Below are 22978 nucleotides of genomic sequence, written 5' to 3' on the forward strand. Positions count from 1 at the left end.
GGTTGATTTAACTACGATTGTTCAGGGCAGTGAAACAGTTACTACGATTGTCAAAGACCCATCAGGTACTTATACGTACACGAATGAGGCCGGTGTAGCGATGGTGATTGATGTACAAGCTGATGTTGTCAATAACTTCGAAGAAATTATCAATAAAACAGAAGTTCAAGAGTTGTTGACACAAGTGATCAATAACAACGGAGGTAATGTTCACTTTGATGAAGGAGGTTTTACCTATACAGATGAAAATGGTGCTTCTCAAACGGTTGATCTAACTACGATTGTTCAAGGCAGTGAAACAGTTACTACGATTGTCAAAGACCCATCAGGTACTTATACATACACGAATGAGGCCGGTGTAGCGATGGTGATTGATGTACAGGCAGATGTTGTCAATAATTTCGAAGAGATTATCAATAAAACAGAAGTTCAAGAGTTGTTGACACAAGTGATCAATAACAACGGAGGTAATGTTCATTTTGATGAAGGAGGTTTTACCTATACAGATGAAAATGGTGCTTCTCAAACGGTTGATTTAACTACGATTGTTCAGGGCAGTGAAACAGTTACTACGATTGTCAAAGACCCATCAGGTACTTATACGTACACGAATGAGGCTGGCGTAGCGATGGTGATTGATGTACAGGCCGATGTTGTCAATAACTTCGAAGAAATCATCAATAAAACAGAAGTTCAAGAGTTGTTGACACAAGTGATCAATAACAACGGAGGGAATGTTCACTTTGATGAAGGAGGCTTTACCTATACAGATGAAAATGGTGCTTCTCAAACTGTTGATTTAACTACGATTGTTCAAGGCAGTGAAACAGTTACTACCATTGTCAAAGACCCATCAGGTACTTATACATACACGAATGAGGCTGGTGTAGCGATGGTGATTGACGTACAGGCAGATGTTGTCAATAACTTTGAAGAGATTATCAATAAAACAGAAGTTCAAGAACTATTGACGCAAGTGATCAATAACAACGGAGGGAATGTTCACTTTGATGAAGGAGGCTTTACCTATACAGATGAAAATGGTGCTTCTCAAACGGTTGATTTAACTACGATTGTTCAAGGCAGTGAAACAGTTACTACCATTGTCAAAGACCCATCAGGTACTTATACATACACGAATGAGGCTGGTGTAGCGATGGTGATTGACGTACAGGCAGATGTTGTCAATAACTTTGAAGAGATTATCAATAGAACAGAAGTTCAAGAGTTGTTGACACAAGTAGTAAATAATGTTGGTGGAAATATGACGTACGATGGTACTGGTTTTACGTATACAGATGGAAATGGTGATACTGTTGCGATGGATATGTCAACCTTTGTTCAAGGAAACGAAACAACGACCACTTTAGTAAAAGACGCTTCAGATAACGGGAAATATACCTATACCAACGAGACTAATACAACTGTAGAATTAGATATTCCTACAGACGTGATTAATAATTTTGAAACTATTGTTGCTGATGCTAATGTAGGAAATTTACTACAACAGTTTGTAGTTAGATCGAATACTCTTGTAGAAACAGCGGTAAACTACGTTGTATTAGATGTAGATACTACTATAATAGTAGATGCAGAAGCAGCAGATGTGACAATAACCTTACCAGCAGCTACCTCTGAGAATAAAGGACGAATGATTACAATTCGAAAAATAGATGAATCAGATAATGCAGTCAATTTTAGTCAGCAAATTAAAACAAGTAAAACAGAAGGCTTTACTTCTATAAATTTTGGTATTACTGTTAATATTCAAAGTAATGGAAGTGTTTGGTATATGATTAATTAATAAGTTTTTTGAATTTTGATAAAGGTTGTGTGAAAAAATAAAAGTTATGAATAAAGAAGTGAAAAAAATAATAGCGATACTATTATTCGGATTAGGGACGACATACTTTGCTCAGGCGCAAATAGCCACTCAAAAAATAGGGCAAAATCCGATGAGCATGCATGCTTCAGCGGTACTAGAAGTAGAACATAATCGCAAGGGAGTTTTATTTCCCCGAGTAGCTTTAACTGGTTTGGAAGATAGAACAACTATAGCATCCCCAGCGAATGCACTGACTGTATTTAATACTGCCAAAGCAGGAACAGCCCCCAATGAGGTGACTGCAGGATACTATTACTGGAATGCTACAGGAAGCAAATGGGTGAAGCTACTAAGTCAGGAAGATGTTGTGGCTAGTGATACTGGTGGTCCTTGGAATAAACAAGGAACAACAACTTCAGCTACTTTGAATACCGAGGATATCTATCAAATGGGAAGCCTCGCAATTGGAGCAACTACGATATTACCCGTAGTAATTGGTACAACTAGTATACAACCTAAGCTACATATCGAAGGGGATGTATCTACTACAGGAAAATACTATACGACCAATAGTATGTATGCGGATTACGTATTTGAAAAATATTTTAATGGTAGTTCAACCATTAATGAAGCGTATGAATTTAAATCGTTGGCTTATGTAAAGGATTTCGTTAAGAAAAATAATCACTTACCTGGAGTAACCCCTATTGGTGATTTAGCTAAAAGTGAAGCGGGATATACCTTTGATCTAACTGAATTAACGATTCAAAGTTTAGAAAAAATAGAAGAATTGTATTTGCATGTAATTGAGCAGGAGGAAGAATTAGGGCTACAGCGAACTGAAATAGCATTTTTAAAGAAAGAAATGGAAGTAACAAAAGAGCGCTTGGAAAAATTAGAAGCAGTGAAAAAATAAGAATTTGAAATTAGTTCCAATACACCATAGGATAGGTTTATTGGAGAAGAGTAAGGGTATACTTGCCTGTTTCTCTTGTAGTTGTTTTTAACTCTTTTTAGGTGAAATGGAATCCATGTCTTTGGGAAAGAATCATGGTAATGGTATGACTGAAAGAGTAGGAGATGGCACTTTAGAGATAATACAAAGAGAATAAAGGAAATAGTACCCTTACTATTTGAAGATGAAAGGTACAATTGCTCTATATCTAAATTTAGGTATAGGGCAATTGACATATAATATTCTTGGGAATACCTTATGTTTTTTTAAGAAAAAACAAAGCAAAAAGACAGACGATATTACTTCATATAGATTCACTTTTTAGCTAAGATCTTTTCTACTGTTGAATCAAAAATGCACTAGAATGACTCAATTAGTAGTAGGCTTGTCGGGATAAAATAAAAAAGCGTAACTTTTGATTATAAAATTTCCTTTTATCTATTTTATTCATGATAAAATAAGAATTATCTTTGCCTATTAAATTTTGTTAATGATGTTGAATCAGATTTTAACTCCTCAGATTATAAAAGCAGCCCAAGAGCTGTATGATGTAGTAATTGATAAAGTAGAATATCAAGTTACTCGAAAAGAATTTGAAGGAGATATTACAGTTGTTATTTTCCCATTTTTAAAACAGATTAAAGGTAATCCTATAGAAATAGGAACCAAAATTGGTGAATATTTAGTTGAAAACACAGCTGAAATAGAACGGTTTAATGTCGTAAAAGGATTTTTAAATTTAGTTGTTTCTGATGCGTATTATTTATCTTCATTCACTTCAATGTATGGAGAAGCACATTTTGGATACCAAACACCAGAAGCAGATGATAAAGCAGTATTGGTTGAATATTCTTCGCCTAATACAAATAAACCTTTACACTTAGGGCACGTTCGAAATAATTTACTTGGTTTTTCTGTAGCTGAAATTTTAAAAGCTTCAGGAAAGAAAGTGTATAAAACACAAATTATCAACGATAGAGGAATCCATATTTGTAAGTCCATGTTGGCTTGGCAAAAATTTGGTCAGGGAGAAACTCCTGAATCAACGGGATTAAAAGGAGATAAGTTAGTCGGAAATTACTATGTGAAATTCGATATCGAGTATAAGAGTCAAATCAAAGATTTGATGGCGAATGGGATGACGGAAGATCAAGCGAAAGCTGAAGCACCAATCATCAAAGAAGCCAAACAAATGCTGTTGGATTGGGAAGCAGGTAAACCAGAAGTCATTGAGTTATGGAAAAAGATGAACCAATGGGTGTATGATGGTTTTGCCGTTTCTTATGCAAACTTAGGCATTGATTTCGATAAGAATTATTACGAAAGCAATACTTATTTATTAGGTAAAGATGTCGTTGAGGATGGATTAGCTCGTGGTGTATTCTTCAAAAAAGAAGATAATTCCGTATGGATTGACCTAACCGATGAAGGACTAGATGAAAAATTAGTACTTCGTGGTGATGGAACTTCCGTTTATATGACGCAAGATATTGGAACAGCAATTCAACGTGTAAAAGATTTTCCAGATATTGGAGGAATGGTTTATACCGTTGGAAATGAGCAAGATTATCATTTCAAAGTATTGTTCTTAATCTTAAAACGCTTAGGTTTTGATTGGGCAGATAGCTTGTATCATTTATCTTACGGTATGGTAGATTTACCTTCAGGAAAAATGAAGAGTAGAGAAGGTACGGTTGTAGATGCAGATGAATTAATGGAAGAGATGACAAGTACAGCTCGTACGATTTCTGAAGATTTAGGCAAGCTAGAAGGATACTCAGAAGAAGAGAAAGAAACGCTATACAAAACCATCGGTTTAGGAGCGCTTAAATATTATATTTTAAAGGTTGATCCGAAGAAACGTATCTTGTTTAACCCAGAAGAATCTGTAGATTTTGCTGGAAATACAGGACCATTTATTCAATATGCCTATGCGCGTATTCAATCGATTTTGCGTAGAGCTGATTTTGATCTTACAGTGGTTTCTCCTGCTATTGCATTAGATCCAAAAGAAAAGGAAATAATCAAACTATTGGAGGATTTCCCAGAAGTAATTCAAAATGCAGCAAAATCACATAGTCCAGCATTAGTAGCGAACTATGTATATGACTTGGTAAAAGAATATAACTCTTTCTACCAATCGGTTTCTATTCTTGGAGAAGAAGACCTAACGTTGAAAACGTTTAGAGTACAATTATCTCAAAAAGTTGGTTTGGTGATCCAAGACGCATTCTCTTTATTGGGAATCGCGGTACCAAATCGTATGTAATTAAGTTCTTTGTGAAAGTAGTAAAATCATACATGATACAGTCATTAGCCATTGTTATATTGGCTAGTGGCTTTTTTTTATTCTTTAAGGCTAATTTGCCACGAAAGATTTTTTCAGAAGAAAAACCCGCAACAGCAAATGTTGTTATTGACAGTTTGTTGCTGGAGGCAATTGAGGAAGAAAAAATAGCAGAAAAAGAAGAAAAAACAACCACAACGGATACAGATCAAGAAGAAGGATCCGTATTGGTTATCCAAGAAGAAGATTTGTTTTCGAATGAAGGCGAAGCAAGTTTCAAAGGAATGGTATTCCTAGACTATTTCTTTAGTCGTTTGTACCAAGTAGAAAGTCAAAATCAAGGACGTGCGCGTATCGCTTATTATGGAGATTCCATGACAGATGGGGATATGATTGTACAAGATTTGAGAAAGAATTACCAAGATAAATACGGTGGTTCTGGGGTTGGTTTTATACAAATTACATCCGAATCCGCTCAGTCTAGAGGGTCAGTAACCCACAAATATTCTCCAAACTGGAAAGTACAATCGTATTTGAATGTGAAAAATCCACGCAAACCGTTTGGTATTGGCGGACAAGTGTTTTTCATAAAAGATACAATAAAACCTACATGGGTAAGCTACCAAGCAGGGAATATTCGAAATATGACTACTTTGAATAATCCAACCTTGTATTACGGTCGATCAACAAATACCCAAGGTACTGTTGAAGTGATTATGCAAAAAGATACACTTAGAAAATCATTACAAGCAGTTGCAGCCTTGAATAAATTGAAATTGACAGGTGGAGGTTCAATCAAACAACTGAAATTACAATTCCTTCATGCAGATTCAATTCCTTTGTATGGAATAGATGTGAGTAGCCCAATAGGAGTACAAGTAGATAATTTCTCAAGCCGTGGAAACTCTGGATTACCTTTGTCTTTATTCAATGTATCAGTCATGCAAAAATTCCAAAAAGAATTGGATTATAGTTTGATTATCTTACATTATGGAACCAATGTATTGAATTATGGTTCTTATAATTACAGCTGGTATACCAAACAGATGAATAAAGTCGTTAGTCATTTAAGACAATGTTTTCCAAAGGCTTCCATTTTAGTTATTTCTACTGCGGATAAAGCGACAAAGTATAATTTAACGATGGAAACGGATTCAGCTGTAACGCCATTGATGCGTGCACAACGCAAGTATGCCATGGAGTCTAAAACAGGATTCTTCAATTTATATGAAGCCATGGGCGGTAAAGGTTCGATGGTGCAGTGGGTAGAAGAGTCGCCTGCAAAAGCGAATAAAGATTATACACACTTCAATTTTAGAGGTGCGCAAACGGTATCTACTCTAATTTTTAAGCAGTTAGAAGAAGGTTATGCTGCTTATAAAAAAGAAAAAGGAGGAGAGCCCGTACAACGAAGAGGAGTTAAAGAAAAAGAAGATTCCTTACAAAAAAAGAAAGTTCAAAAAGAAATAGATACGGTGTCCAATGATGAAATGGAGTAAAATTGTGGTGGCTCTGCTGCTAGTAAATACTAGTGTTTGGGCGCAAGAACAACCCAAAGATCAAGCGATTCTAGATGCAGCTAGTGTACAAGATACGCTAAATGAGCCCTATAAAAATATGATTTATTACCCGGAGCAATTGAAGCACTTTTTCACAAGCTTGAAAGAATTAAGCGAAGGTAAGAGAAAGAAAGTCAATATTGTTCATATTGGTGATTCGCATATTCAAGCTGATTTTTTTAGTGGTAGAGTGCGTAGTCTAATTCAAGAGCAGTTTGGAAATGGCGGACTAGGATTTACTTTTCCGTATCAATTGGCGCGTACAAATAGCAATAATTTTGTTCGTTATTCGAGTAATTCAGATTGGGAAAATAGAAGAAATATCTATCCCGTTAATGGTGCTAAAGTAGGGTTAAGTGGAATTGCCCTATCATCTACAGCCAAAGATGCCGTTATCAAAGTAGATCTGAGAGAGAGTAAATTTGCTTTTACCAAAGTAAAACTATTTACCCCGAATAATGAGTTGACTTATCGCGTTGGAATTACAGATCGCGATGTGAATTTAACCAATACAACCGTAGCAAAAACGAGTTCACATAAAATTAAATCTGGAGAATCCTTATCGGGTATTGCGAAGAAGTATAACACCACTGTTGCCCATTTGAAGCAGTTGAATAAATTAAAATCGACAAACATTCAAGCCGGTAAAACCTTGGTTATTCCAACGAAAGAGGTAGAACGACCACAAATTGCTACTTCTGTTTTTCAACCCGTGCATTACAGCAAGCAAAAAACGTGTTTTGCTTTTGATTTTCCTAATGCTACCGCTCAGTTTTACTTGTATAGCGAGGCGCAAAATACGTCCAATGAGATCAATGGAATTGTATTAGAAAATGATCAAGCAGGTATTGTATACCACACGATTGGTGTAAATGGCGCGCGTTATTCAGATTATAATAAATACCCTTTATTCTTTGATCAGTTAGAGGGATTAGAAGCGGATTTAGTGATTATTTCAATGGGAACTAACGAGGCTTTTGATAAAATAGATGGAGAGAGTTTTAAAACGGAAATTAATCGCTTTTTAAAAGAAGTGAAAAGCAAAAACCCACGAGCTTCTATTTTAGTTACGTCGCCGCCGCCTAGTTATTTTTCTAAGGGAAACCCCAATACAGTAGCGAGTACTTTAGCCAATGAAATTATCATCAATGGGGTAGACCAAAAATACGCAATTTGGGATATGTACTATAATTTAGGAGGAACGTTGGGCTTGCCTTATTTAATTGAGGAACAAATGTTGGCTAAAGATTTAGTACATTATACAATTAAAGGTTATGAATATACTGGAACCTTGTTTTATGAGGGACTGATGAAGGTATATCAGAATTATTATTCAACAGAAACAGAACAGACAAATGAGTCTATTTAATATAGAAATGCCCTCTGTAACCTTGGATGATGTGATCCATTGGTTTACATTTAACCCTAAAGAACCGTTGTTGTTCAACTCGGCTTTGTTTTTGGGTATGTTTATTGTTTTTTACTTTCTCTACATTGGTCTAAGGAAAACGTTTCACGCCCGTCTCTTGTATGTGGTTCTATTTTCGTTGTTTTTCTATTATAAATCAAGTGGATTATACCTTTTTATTTTAATAGGATCATCCTTGATGGATTATACATTTGCCAATACCATTCACAACAGTACCAATGAGGTGAAAAAACGTTTTTTGTTGACGTTAAGCGTGGTCTTAAACCTCGGGTTGTTGGGGTATTTTAAATATACCAATTTCTTTTTGGATGGATTCAACTTCTTTGCAGATACGAAGTTTCATTTAGATGATTTGATTTTACCTGTGGGAATATCGTTTTACACGTTTCAATCCATCAGCTATATCATTGAAATTTACCGCAAAGAGATTGAACCGACTAGAAGCTTTTTGGATTACCTGTTCTTTATCTCCTTTTTCCCTCAATTAGTGGCAGGGCCTATCGTCCGTGCCAAAGATTTTATCCCACAGATCTATTCCAATCTCATTGTAACCCGAGATCAGGTTAATGAAGGAATGCTCTTAATTATTGGAGGGGTTTTAAAAAAGGCTGTAATCTCAGATTATATCTCGATCAACTTTGTAGACCGCGTATTTGACGCCCCAAATAGTTATACGGCATTTGAAAATTTAATGGCCTCCTATGGTTATGCCATTCAGATTTACTGTGACTTTTCCGGATATTCGGATATGGCCATTGGTATTGCATTATTATTGGGATATCGATTACCGATGAACTTTAATGTGCCTTATCAATCCACGTCCATTACAGAGTTTTGGAGAAGATGGCATATTTCATTGTCTACGTGGTTAAAGGATTTCCTTTATATCTCAGTAGGAGGAAATCGAAAAGGAACCTTTGGCGGATATTTCTTTCCAGGTTTATTTTTCGTTGGAATTATAGGCTGGGGAGTCTATAGCTATAATTCGAGTATCTATCCTCTGATTATTGGTATATTGTCTTTGGTGGTATTTATGTTGACAATCGCCTTGTCAAAAACGAGACAAAAGAGTTTGTTTACCAATTTCAACTTATTGACAACGATGTTGTTGGGTGGTTTATGGCACGGTGCCAGCTTGCGCTTCATTATTTGGGGAGCGTTGCACGGAATTGCACTAGCAGTACACAAATTGGTGATGGAATTATTTCCACGTAAAAAAGATAAACCCGTTTCTTTCGTATGGCGAGTTATTTCCATTGCGCTAACATTTCACTTTGTAGCGTTTTGCTGGATTTTCTTCCGCGCTAATTCATTTGAAACCGCCTTGAATATCATCTACAATATTGCAGATCTAGAATTTGATTGGGATGCTTGGCAAACGATTATTATAGGATATAAGAATGTATTTTTACTTATTGCTATTGGATTTGTATGGCATTTTATTCCTAAACGTTGGATGGCAATCCCTCAACAATGGTTTAATGTAGCACCCATATTTGTGAAGTCAGTGGTGTTGGGATTTGTATTCTGGGTTGTATATGCAACAGCTACAGCAGGTCCACAACCTTTTATTTACTTCCAATTCTAAATGAATATTTAATTATATAACATAAAAAAAACCTCGCTTTTGCGAGGTTTTTTTTATTTTCTGATATCTGCACTGTGTTTAGGAGATAAATTGGGTTCTGCAAAAGAAATTACTTGTTCTTCTTCTAAAGCAGCTAAAATGGCGTATACATTTTTGTAGTCCGTTTTAACTGGCACATTGATAACAAAGTAATAATCATCAACCAATTCAATTTCCGTTTGTGCGTATAAAATCTCGTTGTATAAATCCTCGCGATTGTATTTTTCTTTTAACACCATAACCTGAATGGTACTGTTCCCAGAAGGCGTTTCAATATGCTCTAATTTATAGCGTTTTTCCTGCTCGTTGTAGGTCGCATAAATAATATCTTCACAAGATAATTCTGGACCGTAAAAAGGAATATTGTCAACCTGAAACAAGTTTTTGTCCGCATCAATTACAATTCCCCATAAAATTTCTTCCGTTTCTTTCTCTAATACTTCACTGTGATATTGGATAGCAATCTGCTCGTATTGTTCTTTCATACTTGTCTTTTTAAATTAGGGAATTAAAGCCTGGGCTTCTTGCCTACAAAGATAGGTGGTATAAATTTAATTCTTAATAGAAGAAGCGGATTTGTTGAAATATTTAGTTTGACTAAATGGTTAATGAGAATAAAAAAAGAGTATCTTGGGATGTGTAACAGTTTAAATCACCAGAACATCAAGTATGAAAAAGTATATCTGCACCTTATTCTTGTTTATGGTTTCTTCCATGACTATATATGCTCAAAATCAATTGGAACAATTGTTGAAAGAAGGAATCGCTTATCACGACAAAGGACAGTACGACAAAGCCATCGAAAGTTATCAAAAGATGTTAGCGTTAGATCCAAACTCTGCTATTGCTTACTATGAAATAAGTATGAGCTATATGTACGCAAAACAATATGATTTGGCGATTGAATATAGTAGTAAAGCCGTAGAAAGAGGAGGGAGATATAGTGTTCCTGCTCTTGTTGTAAAAGCCTCTTCGTTGAGTAATTTAAATAGAATAGACGAAGCTATTGAGCTATTAGAAGAGACGATTGATACACACGAAGTGGATGTCATGGTATATTACAATTTGGCGATTTGTTATTTGAAATTAAATGATTTAGAAAAAGCAGAACGTGCATTAGTAGCAGGAATTTACGATAATCCATTACATGCTAGCTCACATTATATGTTGGCTGTAGTAAAAGAAAGTCAGCAACTCCATATAGAATCTATGTTGTCTGCTTATTTCTTCCTGTTATTAGAGCAGCATTCAGCTCGTAGTATAAAGATGTTGCAATTGATAGAACAAGGTTTTGAAAAAGGAGTTTCAGTGTCTACAGAAGAAAAAAATGTAATCAATTTAGCCCTTGATGAAGGGAAGTTAGATTCTAAATATGGGTTAGTAGAAATGGGATTAACCCTAAATGCAGCGGTAGATATAGCAGAACAAAAAGGGCAAGATAAAGAGGCTTTCTGTGATCGAACAACTAATTTTTTAGATTTGTTAAAAGTAGTAAAGACCGAAAATCCAACGTTATTAGAGATAGACCTCGTTTTGTATGTTCCTTTTTTTACTGCCATAACAGAGGAGGAGGTATTTTGTAATTATGTTTATCAAACAACTCCAGGAGGGAATCTACAATGGCTAAATAAAAATGAGAAGAAAGTAGCATCCTTTCAAGAATGGATAAAGACTAAAGCATTTGAATTAACTCAAGGTACAGAATAAAAAAAGCGAAAAGAAGGAAAGGTATTCCTCTTTTCGCTTATATAGGGATGTGGTTGTGAAAAAATTACACCAATTTACTATTGCCAACCACCACCTAATGATTTGTATAATTGTACTCCATATTGAAGCTTGTTCAATTTCAGTTTGTTTAAGTTTAGCTCATTATCCAACATGTTTTTCTGCGCATTAATTACCTCAATATACGTCGCATAACCACTGTTAAATAACAAGTTAGATTGCTTTACACCCAAACGAGAAGTCGTTACTTGTTCATCCGCAATTTCAATCTGTTCTTCTGATGTTTTTAGATTGATTAAAGCATCTGTAACTTCTGTAACGGCAGTGTATACCGTCTTTTGAAAGTCGATTTCACTTTTTGTACGCTCTATTTTAGCTACTTCAAAAGCCGTTTTTAACTTGCGTTTGTTGAAGATGGGATTCGCTACTTTTCCGATTAGACTTCCAAATAGAGAACCTGGAATATTGAACCAGTTTTCACCTAACATACTGTTTACTCCTCCTTCAAGGTTAATCGTCAAAGAAGGGTAGCGTGCTGTCTGTGCAACTCCCACCGCAGCGTTCTTCGCTTTTAGCTCAAATTCTGCCATCTGTACATCCGGACGATATTGCAATAATGCCAAAGGCAAACCTGTACTTCCTAATTCTTCTTGTTTTACTTCAGCTAACTTTACTTCTCTTAAAATCATGGTAGGCAATTGACCGGTCAACAAGGAAAGGGCATTTTCTTGAATGGCAATTTGTTGTTTTAACGAAGGAATTAACGCTTTGGCCACCAACATTTGGTTTTTTGTCTGCGTAATCGCTAATGACGTGATTTGCCCTGCATCGCGTTGCAATTCAACTATCTTAAGCGTGTTTTTTGTTAATTCATAGTTGGTTTGTGCTACTTCCATTTGCGCATCCAGCAAGAGAAGGTTGTAATATCCTTCTGCAATTTTAGCTATCAATTCTGTTTGAACTGCTTTTTTTGCTTCTGCTGTTTGCAGAAAACGAGCCAATTGCTCAGCGGTTTGGCTTTTGATCTTACCCCAAATATCAAGCTCCCAACTCAACGATAAGCCCGACGTATACTGTGCCGAATTGACATACATATTCGTTGGCGCTTCTTTACCTTTATTCTTATAGTAATTGGTAGAAGGCGTTCCATAATAGTTCTCAGAACGATATTGATAGGCCACACTTCCAGCTTCTAAATCTAAAGAGGGCAACCATTCCAATTTTGCTTGTTTGGTTTGTTGTGTCGCAATCTCCAAGTTTTTAATGGCATTTTGCATGTCAAAATTGTGAGCCAATCCCTTGTCAATTAAACTCGTTAATTGTTCATCTTGAAAGAAATCGCGCCATTTGATTGCAGAAATGGACAAAGAATCTTGAGTAGCTATACTATCCGATTGGCCTCTGTAGGTTTCAGGTAAATCAATCGTTGGAATTTTATAGTTCGATTGAGGTGCACACGCCTGAAATAAAGTCAGACCTGTCCCCAATAAAAAAACGAGCGTTAAATGAGAGGTGTTTCTTTTTTTAATCATACTGTTTTTTTTAATCGTTAGTAAATTTTGCTTTTAATCGTTCATCGATACTTTGGAAGATGACAAATAAAACAGGAATGATAAATATACCTGCGGCCACTCCAAATAGCATACCTCCGGCTGCACTAAAACTAATCGAATGGTTTCCTTGTGCAGATGGACCAACGGTAAACATTAAAGGTATCAGACCAGCGACGAAAGCAAATGAAGTCATTAAAATAGGACGAAGCCTCATTTTAGCTCCTTCTGTTGCAGCCTCAACAATGGATAATCCCCTTTTGCGCTGTTGAAGCGCAAATTCTATAATTAAAATGGCATTCTTAGCCAATAATCCAATCAACATCACTAAACCTACTTGTACGTAAATGTTGTTTTGAAGCCCTGCTAAATTGACAAATAAAGCTACACCCAAAAGTCCCGTAGGTACCGTTAATAAAATTGCAATAGGCAATAAGTAACTTTCATATTGAGCAGAAAGTAAAAAGTAAACAAAGATAATACTCAAAGCAAAAATGAAAATCGCTTGATTCCCTGAATCTTTTTCTTCCAATGACATTCCCGTGAATTCATACGAATAGTTACCAGGCATTTTACCTGTTACTTCTTCAATGGCTTTCATGGCATCACCCGTACTATAACCTTGGCTAGGATTTACTTTAACCGTAATTGCATTGTATAAATTGTAACGACTAACGGTTTGTGGTCCCAGTACTTTTTTCAATTTAACCAGCGTATTAGCAGGTAACATTTCTCCATCTTTATTCTTAACGTAAATGGAACTGAAAGACTGTGGACTTTCTCTGTATTCAATATCAGCTTGCATATACACACGGTAAGTACGCCCAAATCGGTTGAAATCACCCGCTTTAACCCTTCCGTAGTAGTTCTTAATCGTTGTCATTAAATCTTTTACACTTACACCCAGTGATTTAGCTTTGATATAATCAATTTCAAGTAAATACTGTGGAAAGTTCGCTTTGAAAGAGGTAAAGGCAGACCCAATTTCTTCTCTTTCATTTAATTCTTTGATGACTCCATCTGCAGCCTGACTAAACGAAGTGAAATCTCCTCCTAATCGATCTTGCAAGACAAATTCAATTCCCCCGAAATCCCCAAATCCTTGAATCGTTGGTCGAGGAAATACATTAAACGTAGCCTCGTGAATCACCGATAAATCCTGTTGAATCTCGTCAATAATTAAATCGATATTTTTTACTTTTCCTCTTTTCTTATAAGGTTTCAAATTGATATACCCCACAGCAAAAGAAGGACTCGCATTTCCATCAATGGTATTGTATCCTGAAATAGCCGTCATCCCTTCGATGTCTGTTCTCAATTTCAAAATGCTATCCGCTTTGGCTAATACTACTTTTGTTCTCGCAAGAGAAGCTCCTGGAGGCATAGCTAAGGAATAGGTAATATAACTATCATCTTCTCTTGGAATAAAAGAAGAAGGTGTTTTATATAAAAAGAATACACCTAATCCAATGATTAATACTAATCCTGAGATAGCTACTTTTTTATTGCGGATTAATTTGCCAATGGTTGCTACATATTTGGTAGTAAATGAATCAAAGGCGGTATTAAACGCAAAGAAAAAACGAGCTGATACTCTTTTTATTGGATTGGTTTCTTTCTGTTTTGCTAATTCCTCTGCTTTGGGTTGTTTTAAAAACAACGCACATAAAGCTGGACTCAACGTCAAGGCATTAACAGCCGAAATTAAAATAGCAAAGGCGAGGGTATACGCAAATTGCTTGTAGAATATTCCCGCAGGACCTTGCATAAAACCAACAGGTAAAAATACTGCAGACATCACCAAGGTAATGGAGATAATCGCTCGAGTAATTTCACTCATGGTTTCAATGGTCGCTTCTTTGGCCTTTAACCCCGTTTGATGCATCTTTTCGTGAATCGCTTCGACGACGACAATGGCATCATCCACCACAATACCAATCGCCAGAACTAAGGCAAACATGGTCAATACATTGATCGAGAATCCCATTAAATAGATAAAGAACAACGTACCAATCAAGGAAATTGGAATGGCAATAGCCGGAATAATCGTAGATCTAAAATCCTGTAAGAATAAATAAACGATAATGAAAACAAGGAAAAATGCCTCAAAAAGGGTGCTTTTTACCTGGTTAATCGATTCGTCAATTTGATCTTTTACAGAATAACTAATCTCATAATGAATCCCTTTAGGAAAAGTTTGAGCCACGCGTTCCAATACTTTACGCACAGCAATGTCAATTTCTCTTGCATTGGATCCTGCTGTTTGTGTAATGTTCATCGTTAAACCAGGAAAACCATTCACACTGTTATCACTTCCCACATTGGAAGCACCAAACTCAACGCGAGCTACATCTTTTAATAATAAGACGGACCCGTCGATATTCGTTTTGATTACAATATTTTCATATTCTTCCGGTTGACTAAATCTCCCTTTGTGTTTTAATGCCGTTTCAAAGGCTTCTTCTGAAGTCTCTCCAAAATTTCCTGGGGCAATTTCAAAGTTTTGATCTTTGATTGCCGCAATAACATCCTGTGGAGTTAGACCATATAAAGCTAATTTCTCGGGGTTTAACCAAGTACGCATCGAGTAATCACGCGCACCTACACGTCCTACTGCAGCTACACCAGGAACACGCAACAACTCACGGTTGATATTAATCTGCGTATACGCTTGTAAGAAAGTCTCATCGTAAATGCCTTCTGGATGATCACTGTAAAAGTTAATCGTCATGATGTTACCACTTTGACGAGGTGTAACTGAAATACCGTTTTCATTTACTTCAGAAGGTAAGTCACTCGCTGCTTTACTTACGCGGTTTTGTACGTTTACAGCTGCTTGATCAGGATCTGTTCCTGCTTTGAAGAAAACATTAATCGTTCCCGAACCACTGTTACTCGCTTTAGAGCTGATGTAGGTCATGTTGTCCACCCCATTGATAGCTTCCTCAATAGGCAACAAAACACTTTGTGCTACTGTTTCAGCATTCGCACCAGGATAAGAGGTCGATACACTTACACTAGGTGGCGCAATTTCAGGAAAACGAGTAATCGGTAATAACGTAAGCCCTACTAGCCCAAGTAAAACGAACATAATCGAAATAACTGTAGCGAGTATCGGACGATCTATAATAGTCTTTAGCATATTTTTTGATTTTAGTAAAGGTGAAAAATAGGTAGGAGAGAAGAAGTATTAGTTCATCGCTTTTACATACATTCCTTCTGTTAACTTATCGAATCCCGTTTTGATTACGCGATCGCCAATTTGAAGCCCTTCTGATACAATATAATTAGTACCTGAAACTCCGTCCAATTGGATAGACTGTAGTTTTACTTTGTCCTCTTTATCTAATAGATAAACAAAGGTTTTATCTTGAATAGCTGTAGTCATTTCTTGTGGAACTAAAATTACATGCGCTTTGGTTTCACGTAGTTTTATTGTTCCTGTATTTCCAGAACGCATCACATCTTGTGAGTTTGGAAAAGATGCACGCAAAGAAATAGAACCGGTGTTGCGGTTTACTTGTCCATTAACCATATCCACTTTTCCTTTTTCTCCATATTCATGTCCATCAGCTAAGATCAACGTTACCTCAGGTAAAATTTGTCCTGAAGACGTAATACGAGTGCTATCTGATTTTTTAGTGTCTTTTGTGAAATAAAGGAAATCTGATTCACTCATCCCAAAATACACATACACTTCACTAACGTCTGTCAATACAGTCAAAGGCTCTTTATCTCCTCTGCTAACTAAGTTTCCAATGCGTTTAGGCATACGACCAATATAACCACTCACTGGGGCTTTAATGGTAGTGTAATCCAAGTTAATTTGCGCACTAGCAACCGCAGCAGAAGCTTTAGCTAAAGAGGCTCTCGCTATTTCGTAATTTGATTTTGCTGTTTCTAATTGCACTTCTGCAATTACCTCATTGTCAATCAAAGGTTTTAAACGGTCGATCTCTAATTGCGCATTTTTTAATTTTGCTTTCTCCACATTTTCTGTGGCAATCATATTGTTTAAAATCTCGCGATAAGGTTGTGGATTAATTTGAAATAAAGACTGACCTTCGTGTACATACGCACCCTCATCGACAAATATTTGATCTAAAGTTCCTTCAACTTGAGGACGGATTTCTACATTAATTTTACCTTCAATATTTCCGATGTAATCCTTAATGGTTATAGCCGTTGTAGTATCAATTTGGATGATAGGCAAGGCAATGGCGTTTTCTCTTGGATCTAATGTTTTTGAATTGCCAATGTTGCAACTATTAATAGCTATTAGCGTTCCAATCATAAGCATGGCTGCAAAGCCAATAAAAAACACTTTTCGATTTGTTATCATTTTCATACTGTTAATTTACTTGTTGTAGGTGATGAATTCTTTTTCTTCGTTAGTACTAGTTATTCAACTAGAGTGCCAAAATGTAAACTAAAGCATAAATAAACGTGCTTTAAAGTAGTATTGTGTTGATTATCAATTCATTGTTTTTGTTTTTTCAATTTTAAAATAAAAAAGTAAAAAAAGTATAGTATAAAAAAAACGTTGCCAATTGGGGATGTGTTCTACAACTCTACATTTTTTACTTCCTTCAATTTAGGAATAAAATTTGATAAAGTATAAAATTAGGAAAAGAATATTAACAATAAAACGGAGATATGTTAACAAAAATATTTGGAAGTGCTGTGTTTGGCATTGATGCAACAACGATCACCATAGAGGTAAATGTCGATCATGGGGTAGGGTATTATCTAGTAGGGCTAGCTGATCATGCCATTAAGGAAAGTTCCTATCGCATTGCAGCTGCTTTAGCCAATATAGGGTACCGGTTACCCGGAAAGCGAATTACAATAAATCTCGCTCCTGCGAATATGCGAAAAGAAGGTTCTGCTTATGATTTGCCGATTGCCTTGGGCATTTTAATTGCTTCTGAACAGATTAAAATGAGTTTGGATGAAACGCATTACACCTTGATGGGGGAATTGTCTCTTGATGGCACATTGCAGAGTATTAATGGCGCTTTACCTATTGCAATTAAAGCCAAGGAAGAAGGGTTTAAAGGGATTATCTTGCCCAAAGACAATCAAAAAGAAGCGGCTGTCGTCGATGGGTTAGCGGTTTATGGAGTGGATCATATTAGCGAGGTAATTGATTTTTTTGAGGGAAAATGTACACTGGCTCCATATCAACTAGACTTTGAAAGTGATATGTTGAATCAAGAGGAAATGCTCGACCGAGATTTTAAGGATGTCAAAGGACAAGAAAGTATTAAAAGAGCCATGGAAATTGCCGCCGCAGGAGGGCATAATATTATTCTGATTGGACCCCCGGGTTCTGGGAAGACGATGTTGGCAAAGCGATTGGCGAGTATTTTACCACCCATGACCTTAGATGAGGCATTAGAAACCACCAAAATACACAGTGTGGTAGGCAAAGCAAAAGACAAAGGCTTAATTCGCGTGCGTCCGTTTCGCAATCCCCATCATACGGCATCATCAGCGGCTTTGGTAGGAGGGGGGAGTTATCCTCAACCCGGAGAGATTTCACTCGCACACAACGGGGTGTTGTTTTTAGATGAACTTCCCGAATTTAAACGCGAGGTATTGGAGGTAATGCGACAACCCCTAGAAGACCGGGAGGTAACGATTTCGCGTGCCAAATTTACCATTACATATCCGTCTTCTTTTATGCTTGTGGCGAGTATGAATCCCAGTCCGAGTGGTTATTTTCATGAACCGGGATCTAGGGTACAATCGACCCAAGCAGAAATGCAGCGCTATATGAATAAAATATCTGGTCCGTTGCTGGATCGCATCGACCTTCATATTGAAGTCAATCCGGTTCCTTTTGAAAAATTAGCCGATAAACAATTAGCCGAACCAAGCTTAGCTATTCGCCAACGGGTCATTGCGGCTAGAAAGCAACAAAGCGTGCGTTTTACACCTTATAAAGGAATCCATTATAATGCGCAAATGACCACTCCTTTATTGCGGGAGTATTGCAACCTCGATGCGGAATCGCTAAAACTCCTAAAGACAGCCATGGACCGGTTGAACCTGTCTGCACGAGCGTACGATCGAATTTTAAAAGTAGCAAGAACCATTGCCGACCTGGAACATGTAGATAAAATAGAAGCGCATCATATCGCCGAAGCGATACAATATCGAAGTTTGGATCGAGAAGGATGGTTTTGATTCATGGATCTTAAAGTCTATTCACAAATCAAAGATGCCTCACGTTCAATTGAAGTGAGGCATTTGTATAAGGGATGAAGGAAGGTGTGAATTAAACTTTCGCTTCTTCTAAGTTGTAACCTATAATCTGTTTATACAAGGTAAAGTAGATAGAGAATAAGTAAGGTAAGGTGATTAAAATTCCTACAAGGAAGAAAAATAGACCTGAAAATACTAAGAAATAATTCAATACTACTGTTAGTATAATGGGAATGGGTTGTTTATTAACGACTTGAATACTCGTTTTGATTGCAGCAAAAGGAGACATACGACCAAAAATAATCAAAGGAGTAGCGAATATCGTTAAGATATTGATTAACCAATTGATAATGATGGAAACCATTTCCAATTGATATTCTTTCAGCAAGACAGAGAATGCCGTAAAGAACAAAGTAATCAACCCTTGTGCGACAAAAACATAAGCTCCTTTTAAATTGAAAAAATATTTAAAAACACTACTAAAACGCGGAGTTTGTCCTAGTGCTGCTTCTGCGTTTATCTTGTAAAATCCGGCAATGAGTACGCTAGATAAAGCCGAAAATAAGACTGCAAAAAGCAAATAAGTATACAACAAAGGAGGTTGTGTTAGCTTGCCAGTCAATTCAATTAGTTTTTCTTGAATTTCCGCTGGTGTTGCAGTTTCATTGATGTCTATGATTTGCGTTAAAGCAATAGACCCCAAAAAAGAAGCAACAAAGAAAGCAAGTAATAGACTGACAACAACAAGTAAAATGGTTTTTTTATAGTAGGTTGCCGCCTCTCTCATTATTAGAAAAGGTTGGAAATCATATCCTTCATGTAAAATTTTTTGAATCGTTTGTTTTAAATTAGTCATTATGGTTTTATAGTGAATTGTTATTTGATAAAATCGAATGTATTGCCTTGTTTGATATCGCCTGTTTGATATCCTTTCATGAACCATTCTTTGCGTTGTTTAGAGGTACCATGGGTAAAGGAATCAGGATTAACTTGTCCGGTTACTCTCTTTTGAATGGCATCGTCTCCAACAGCTTGTGCAGCGCTTAAGGCAATATCAATATCTTTGGGCTCTAGGTATTTTTGAACGTGTTTAGCCCAAACACCAGCATAGAAATCAGCTTGTAGTTCTTGGGCAACGGATAATTTATTGGCTTCTTTTTTACTCAGTCGTTGTTGTTGCTCCCATACTTTGGTATTTGTTCCCAATAAGTTCTGAACGTGGTGCCCAATTTCATGTGCAATGACATAAGCAATCGCGAAATCGCCTTTCTCCGCACCGAAACGTTGGTGTAATTCCTCGAAGAATCGCAAATCCATATAGACGGTTTGATCCGCAGGACAGTAGAAAGGGCCTACGCTAGCTTGCGCATTTCCACATTCGGTTTGCACTTGATCATCGAAGAGTTCGAGAGCAGGTTCTTGGTAGATTTGACCCATTTGATCAAAAATATCATGCCAAACATCTTCCGTACTTCCAACGATAGCGGAAACCATTTTACCCATTTTAACTTCTTCGGATGAAAGGGTTCTTGTTTCTGTTTGTTCCGTTGTTTGCCCGCCTTGATTCAATTGTTCTAAGACTGGTGCAATTTGTTGTCCCGTTTCGCCTCCAAAAATAACAAGAAGCATGGCAATAATACCAATTAAACCTCCGCCTAATGCGGTTTTTCCAACCATCGATTTTCCTCGATTGTCTCGGACATTTTTACTTTCTCTGAGATTTTCCCATTTCATACGGATTCCGGATTTTTTCGTAAATGTATGAAAAAAATAGGTTAGTGGAAAGGGGGGAGATGGGTGAGGTTTGTGCTTTGTGAGGTTTGTTTTTTGTGAGGTTTGTTCTTTGTGAGGTTTGTTCTTTGTGAGGTTTGTTCTTTGTGAGGTTTGTGCTTTGTGAGGTTTGTTCTTTGTGAGGTTTGTTTTTTGTGAGATTTATCGATTAAAGAAGAATCTATCATCATCTCGTAATTCGCATCCAGTATGTCACCCCGACGAAGGAGGGGGCGCATCCTCCGAATCCATAATAGGTTGTGAGGCGGTGAGAAGATGAGACGGTGAGGTTTGATTTTTTGCGAGAGGCTTTTTTGTAAATCGTCTTTAATCGATAAATCCTACAACTTCACAAGAAAACAAAAAAGCGACCCAGCAAACAATACAAAACCAATTTACTTAAAAGTGTAAAATACCTTTACAAAAGACAATTTAGCCTCAACGTAAGTCAAATAAAGAGCGTCAAATGTTTGAAAAGGCTGTAAAAATAAAAGGTGTTTGAGCGTAGCGAGTTCTTTTATTTTCAGCCTTAAAAACTAATTAGACCTTTATTTGAGTTAGTTGAAGGGGTTTTTGTTTCTTTTTTACCCTTTAAAAAAGAAAGGGATGCTTTGTGAGGTTTGTTTTTTGTGAGGTTTGTTCTTTGTGAGATTTATCGATTAAAGAAGAATCTATCATCATCTCGTAATTCGCATCCAGTATGTCACCCCGACGAAGGAGGGGTCGCATCCCGCGCTCACACCATGTTGTGGAGTATTGTTTTTTGCAAATCGTTTTTAATCGAAAATTTACTTCTTTTTTCATTTCCGTGGCCTTATGTTGACCTATTTCAATAAAATAGCAAAAGTTAACTTCGCCCTAAAAGGGAGAACATAAAAAACATCTTAGGGACTTGAATACAGTTTCTTCAATCTTCCTTGTACCTTTCTTGTACCTTTCTTGTACTTTCCTTGGACATTCCTTCGACTTTTCTTGGACATTCCTTCGACAAAAAGGCTTGTTTTCCTAGTATACTCCTAGCATTGTCCAAGGAATGTCGAACAAAGCTACTATTATCCCTTACTAAGAGGTAAACAATTTACGAACTAGTGAGTAGTGAAAGGTTATGAAATTTATCGATTAAAGAAAATTTTATCAACTGTAAACGGTATAAATCATCAACTGTAAACCATAAACGATAAAAAAAGGGTTGCTGAAAAGCAACCCTTTTTAATTTCTTTCGTATTCGTTTTAATCTTAAACCAAGTCCCCACAAAGTAAGAAGAAACACTGAATACTCATTTTAACAACTAATAAAAAATACAGTAATACATTTATTTACCCTATGCAAGATACTAAAAAAAATCAATAATCAAATATTTTAATATAAAAATTATTAAAAAATCTAAATATTAATAAAACATTCCGGATATACTGCTTTCACATTATAATTCCATACGTTTAGTCAAAAACATTACTTCCCTTTGCAATTGTGCGGTTTTAGTAGGGTTAACCCCATAAAAAAAGTCTACCCAAGATTTTTGGATAGACTAAAATTTTATAAATATTTCTTGTATATTAACTTTTCATTAAATAGCTTTGCGAAGCTTACTTTTAGGAGCGAATAAAGTTACTCCTAGAAACGCAATAATTGCACCGTGGATCACCATCCAAACTGTAGCTCCAAATGGAATTGGAACGAAAGGTTGAAACAAGATGATTAAGGCAATATAAAGTCCAGTACCTTTAATATTTGCTTCCACATGTGAATTGTAAGCTAGGATACCGAATAATGCAATCAAAATGAATTTTGTCAATTCATAAAAATCTTTTGGCAAGCTTAGCATACCTGCTAATAACAATAACATTGCGCCTATTTTTAATCCTTTTTCCATAGTTTTGTTTCTTTTAAATCTACTGCAAAGATACAACCTAACAAGCTGAAAACCAAGCTCAAAAAAAGATTTCAAAAATTCAAAAAAAATACGCAAATAGTCCATAAACTATTAAATTTTATCTTAACTACCTTGTAAATAACACAAGATCAGTGTGCTTTTATTGA

The 22978-nt window shown here is 36.3% G+C and carries 15 protein-coding genes; 8 read left to right on the forward strand and 7 right to left on the reverse strand.

Annotated elements, in window-relative coordinates; genetic code table 11:
• From ACUTSE_RS11360 to ACUTSE_RS11385, 6 genes are all read left to right on the forward strand, one after another.
• Window positions 1-1804: hypothetical protein (locus ACUTSE_RS11360; protein WP_445640298.1), on the forward strand; the 1804-nt coding region annotated here is incomplete at its 5' end.
• Window positions 1805-1850: 46 nt separating this feature from the next.
• Complete coding sequence (locus ACUTSE_RS11365; RefSeq protein WP_445640299.1) at window positions 1851-2741, forward strand: hypothetical protein; 891 nt, start codon at window positions 1851-1853, stop codon at window positions 2739-2741.
• A 529-nt stretch (window positions 2742-3270) separates the two neighbouring features.
• A complete protein-coding gene (gene argS / locus ACUTSE_RS11370) occupies window positions 3271-5049 on the forward strand; it encodes an arginine--tRNA ligase (protein ID WP_445640300.1) in 1779 nt (592 codons plus the stop codon).
• Window positions 5050-5081: 32 nt separating this feature from the next.
• Window positions 5082-6566 carry a hypothetical protein gene (locus ACUTSE_RS11375; protein WP_445640301.1) on the forward strand — a complete coding sequence of 495 codons (1485 nt, stop codon included), beginning with the start codon at window positions 5082-5084 and terminating at the stop codon, window positions 6564-6566.
• On the forward strand, window positions 6550-7995 hold the full coding sequence (locus ACUTSE_RS11380) for a LysM peptidoglycan-binding domain-containing protein (RefSeq protein ID WP_445640302.1): 1446 nt from the start codon (window positions 6550-6552) through the stop codon (window positions 7993-7995). Before ACUTSE_RS11375 ends, ACUTSE_RS11380 begins: the two co-directional genes overlap by 17 nt.
• Window positions 7982-9643, forward strand: coding sequence for an MBOAT family O-acyltransferase (locus ACUTSE_RS11385; RefSeq protein ID WP_445640303.1), 1662 nt, complete (start codon window positions 7982-7984; stop codon window positions 9641-9643). The genes ACUTSE_RS11380 and ACUTSE_RS11385 overlap by 14 nt, the downstream gene beginning before the upstream one ends.
• A 53-nt stretch (window positions 9644-9696) precedes the next feature.
• Here the strand turns inward: ACUTSE_RS11385 and ACUTSE_RS11390 are convergent, their stop codons facing one another.
• Window positions 9697-10167, reverse strand: coding sequence for a DUF4265 domain-containing protein (locus ACUTSE_RS11390; protein ID WP_445640304.1), 471 nt, complete (start codon window positions 10165-10167; stop codon window positions 9697-9699).
• Window positions 10168-10351: 184 nt separating this feature from the next.
• Here ACUTSE_RS11390 and ACUTSE_RS11395 point away from each other — a divergent pair, with 184 nt between their 5' ends.
• Complete coding sequence (locus ACUTSE_RS11395; protein ID WP_445640305.1) at window positions 10352-11389, forward strand: tetratricopeptide repeat protein; 1038 nt, start codon at window positions 10352-10354, stop codon at window positions 11387-11389.
• 77 nt (window positions 11390-11466) lie between these two features.
• Here ACUTSE_RS11395 and ACUTSE_RS11400 read toward each other — a convergent pair whose 3' ends face one another.
• From ACUTSE_RS11400 to ACUTSE_RS11410, 3 genes are read right to left on the reverse strand one after another with little or no spacing between them, the layout of a single operon-like run.
• Window positions 11467-12939, reverse strand: a complete 1473-nt coding sequence (locus ACUTSE_RS11400) for an efflux transporter outer membrane subunit (protein WP_445640306.1) — start codon at window positions 12937-12939, stop codon at window positions 11467-11469.
• Window positions 12940-12949: 10 nt separating this feature from the next.
• The gene (locus ACUTSE_RS11405) at window positions 12950-16099 is read right to left on the reverse strand and encodes an efflux RND transporter permease subunit (RefSeq protein WP_445640307.1); all 3150 of its coding nucleotides are present in this window, start codon (window positions 16097-16099) and stop codon (window positions 12950-12952) included.
• 48 nt (window positions 16100-16147) lie between these two features.
• Window positions 16148-17305 (reverse strand): efflux RND transporter periplasmic adaptor subunit, encoded by a 1158-nt coding sequence (locus ACUTSE_RS11410; protein ID WP_115089688.1) that lies wholly within the window; start codon window positions 17303-17305, stop codon window positions 16148-16150.
• Between the two features lie 308 nt (window positions 17306-17613).
• Between ACUTSE_RS11410 and ACUTSE_RS11415 the strand changes: the two genes are divergently transcribed.
• Window positions 17614-19149: a YifB family Mg chelatase-like AAA ATPase gene (locus ACUTSE_RS11415; RefSeq protein WP_445640308.1), complete on the forward strand. Its 1536-nt coding sequence runs from the start codon at window positions 17614-17616 to the stop codon at window positions 19147-19149.
• Between the two features lie 91 nt (window positions 19150-19240).
• Here ACUTSE_RS11415 and ACUTSE_RS11420 read toward each other — a convergent pair whose 3' ends face one another.
• The 3 genes from ACUTSE_RS11420 to ACUTSE_RS11430 all read right to left on the reverse strand — a co-directional run bounded on the left by ACUTSE_RS11420 (window position 19241) and on the right by ACUTSE_RS11430 (window position 22811).
• A complete protein-coding gene (locus ACUTSE_RS11420) occupies window positions 19241-20023 on the reverse strand; it encodes a hypothetical protein (protein WP_445640309.1) in 783 nt (260 codons plus the stop codon).
• 20 nt (window positions 20024-20043) lie between these two features.
• Window positions 20044-20901, reverse strand: a complete 858-nt coding sequence (ypfJ, locus tag ACUTSE_RS11425; RefSeq protein ID WP_445640310.1) for a KPN_02809 family neutral zinc metallopeptidase — start codon at window positions 20899-20901, stop codon at window positions 20044-20046.
• A gap of 1604 nt (window positions 20902-22505) precedes the next feature.
• Entirely contained in the window at window positions 22506-22811 is a 306-nt protein-coding gene (locus ACUTSE_RS11430; RefSeq protein WP_002990997.1) for a DUF6804 family protein, read from the reverse strand.
• Window positions 22812-22978: the final 167 nt, after the last annotated feature.

The organism is Myroides sp. TSA_177.3, assembly GCF_052691955.1.

What these genes read in the sequence shown, in the direction of transcription:
- ACUTSE_RS11365 (WP_445640299.1), top strand. Translation starts at nt 1,851, where the DNA reads ATGAATAAAGAAGTGAAAAAAATAATAGCGATACTATTATTCGGATTA.
- argS (WP_445640300.1), top strand. Translation starts at nt 3,271, where the DNA reads ATGATGTTGAATCAGATTTTAACTCCTCAGATTATAAAAGCAGCCCAA.
- ACUTSE_RS11375 (WP_445640301.1), top strand. Translation starts at nt 5,082, where the DNA reads ATGATACAGTCATTAGCCATTGTTATATTGGCTAGTGGCTTTTTTTTA.
- ACUTSE_RS11380 (WP_445640302.1), top strand. Translation starts at nt 6,550, where the DNA reads ATGATGAAATGGAGTAAAATTGTGGTGGCTCTGCTGCTAGTAAATACT.
- ACUTSE_RS11385 (WP_445640303.1), top strand. Translation starts at nt 7,982, where the DNA reads ATGAGTCTATTTAATATAGAAATGCCCTCTGTAACCTTGGATGATGTG.
- ACUTSE_RS11390 (WP_445640304.1), bottom strand. Translation starts at nt 10,167, where the DNA reads ATGAAAGAACAATACGAGCAGATTGCTATCCAATATCACAGTGAAGTA.
- ACUTSE_RS11395 (WP_445640305.1), top strand. Translation starts at nt 10,352, where the DNA reads ATGAAAAAGTATATCTGCACCTTATTCTTGTTTATGGTTTCTTCCATG.
- ACUTSE_RS11400 (WP_445640306.1), bottom strand. Translation starts at nt 12,939, where the DNA reads ATGATTAAAAAAAGAAACACCTCTCATTTAACGCTCGTTTTTTTATTG.
- ACUTSE_RS11405 (WP_445640307.1), bottom strand. Translation starts at nt 16,099, where the DNA reads ATGCTAAAGACTATTATAGATCGTCCGATACTCGCTACAGTTATTTCG.
- ACUTSE_RS11410 (WP_115089688.1), bottom strand. Translation starts at nt 17,305, where the DNA reads ATGAAAATGATAACAAATCGAAAAGTGTTTTTTATTGGCTTTGCAGCC.
- ACUTSE_RS11415 (WP_445640308.1), top strand. Translation starts at nt 17,614, where the DNA reads ATGTTAACAAAAATATTTGGAAGTGCTGTGTTTGGCATTGATGCAACA.
- ACUTSE_RS11420 (WP_445640309.1), bottom strand. Translation starts at nt 20,023, where the DNA reads ATGACTAATTTAAAACAAACGATTCAAAAAATTTTACATGAAGGATAT.
- ypfJ (WP_445640310.1), bottom strand. Translation starts at nt 20,901, where the DNA reads ATGAAATGGGAAAATCTCAGAGAAAGTAAAAATGTCCGAGACAATCGA.
- ACUTSE_RS11430 (WP_002990997.1), bottom strand. Translation starts at nt 22,811, where the DNA reads ATGGAAAAAGGATTAAAAATAGGCGCAATGTTATTGTTATTAGCAGGT.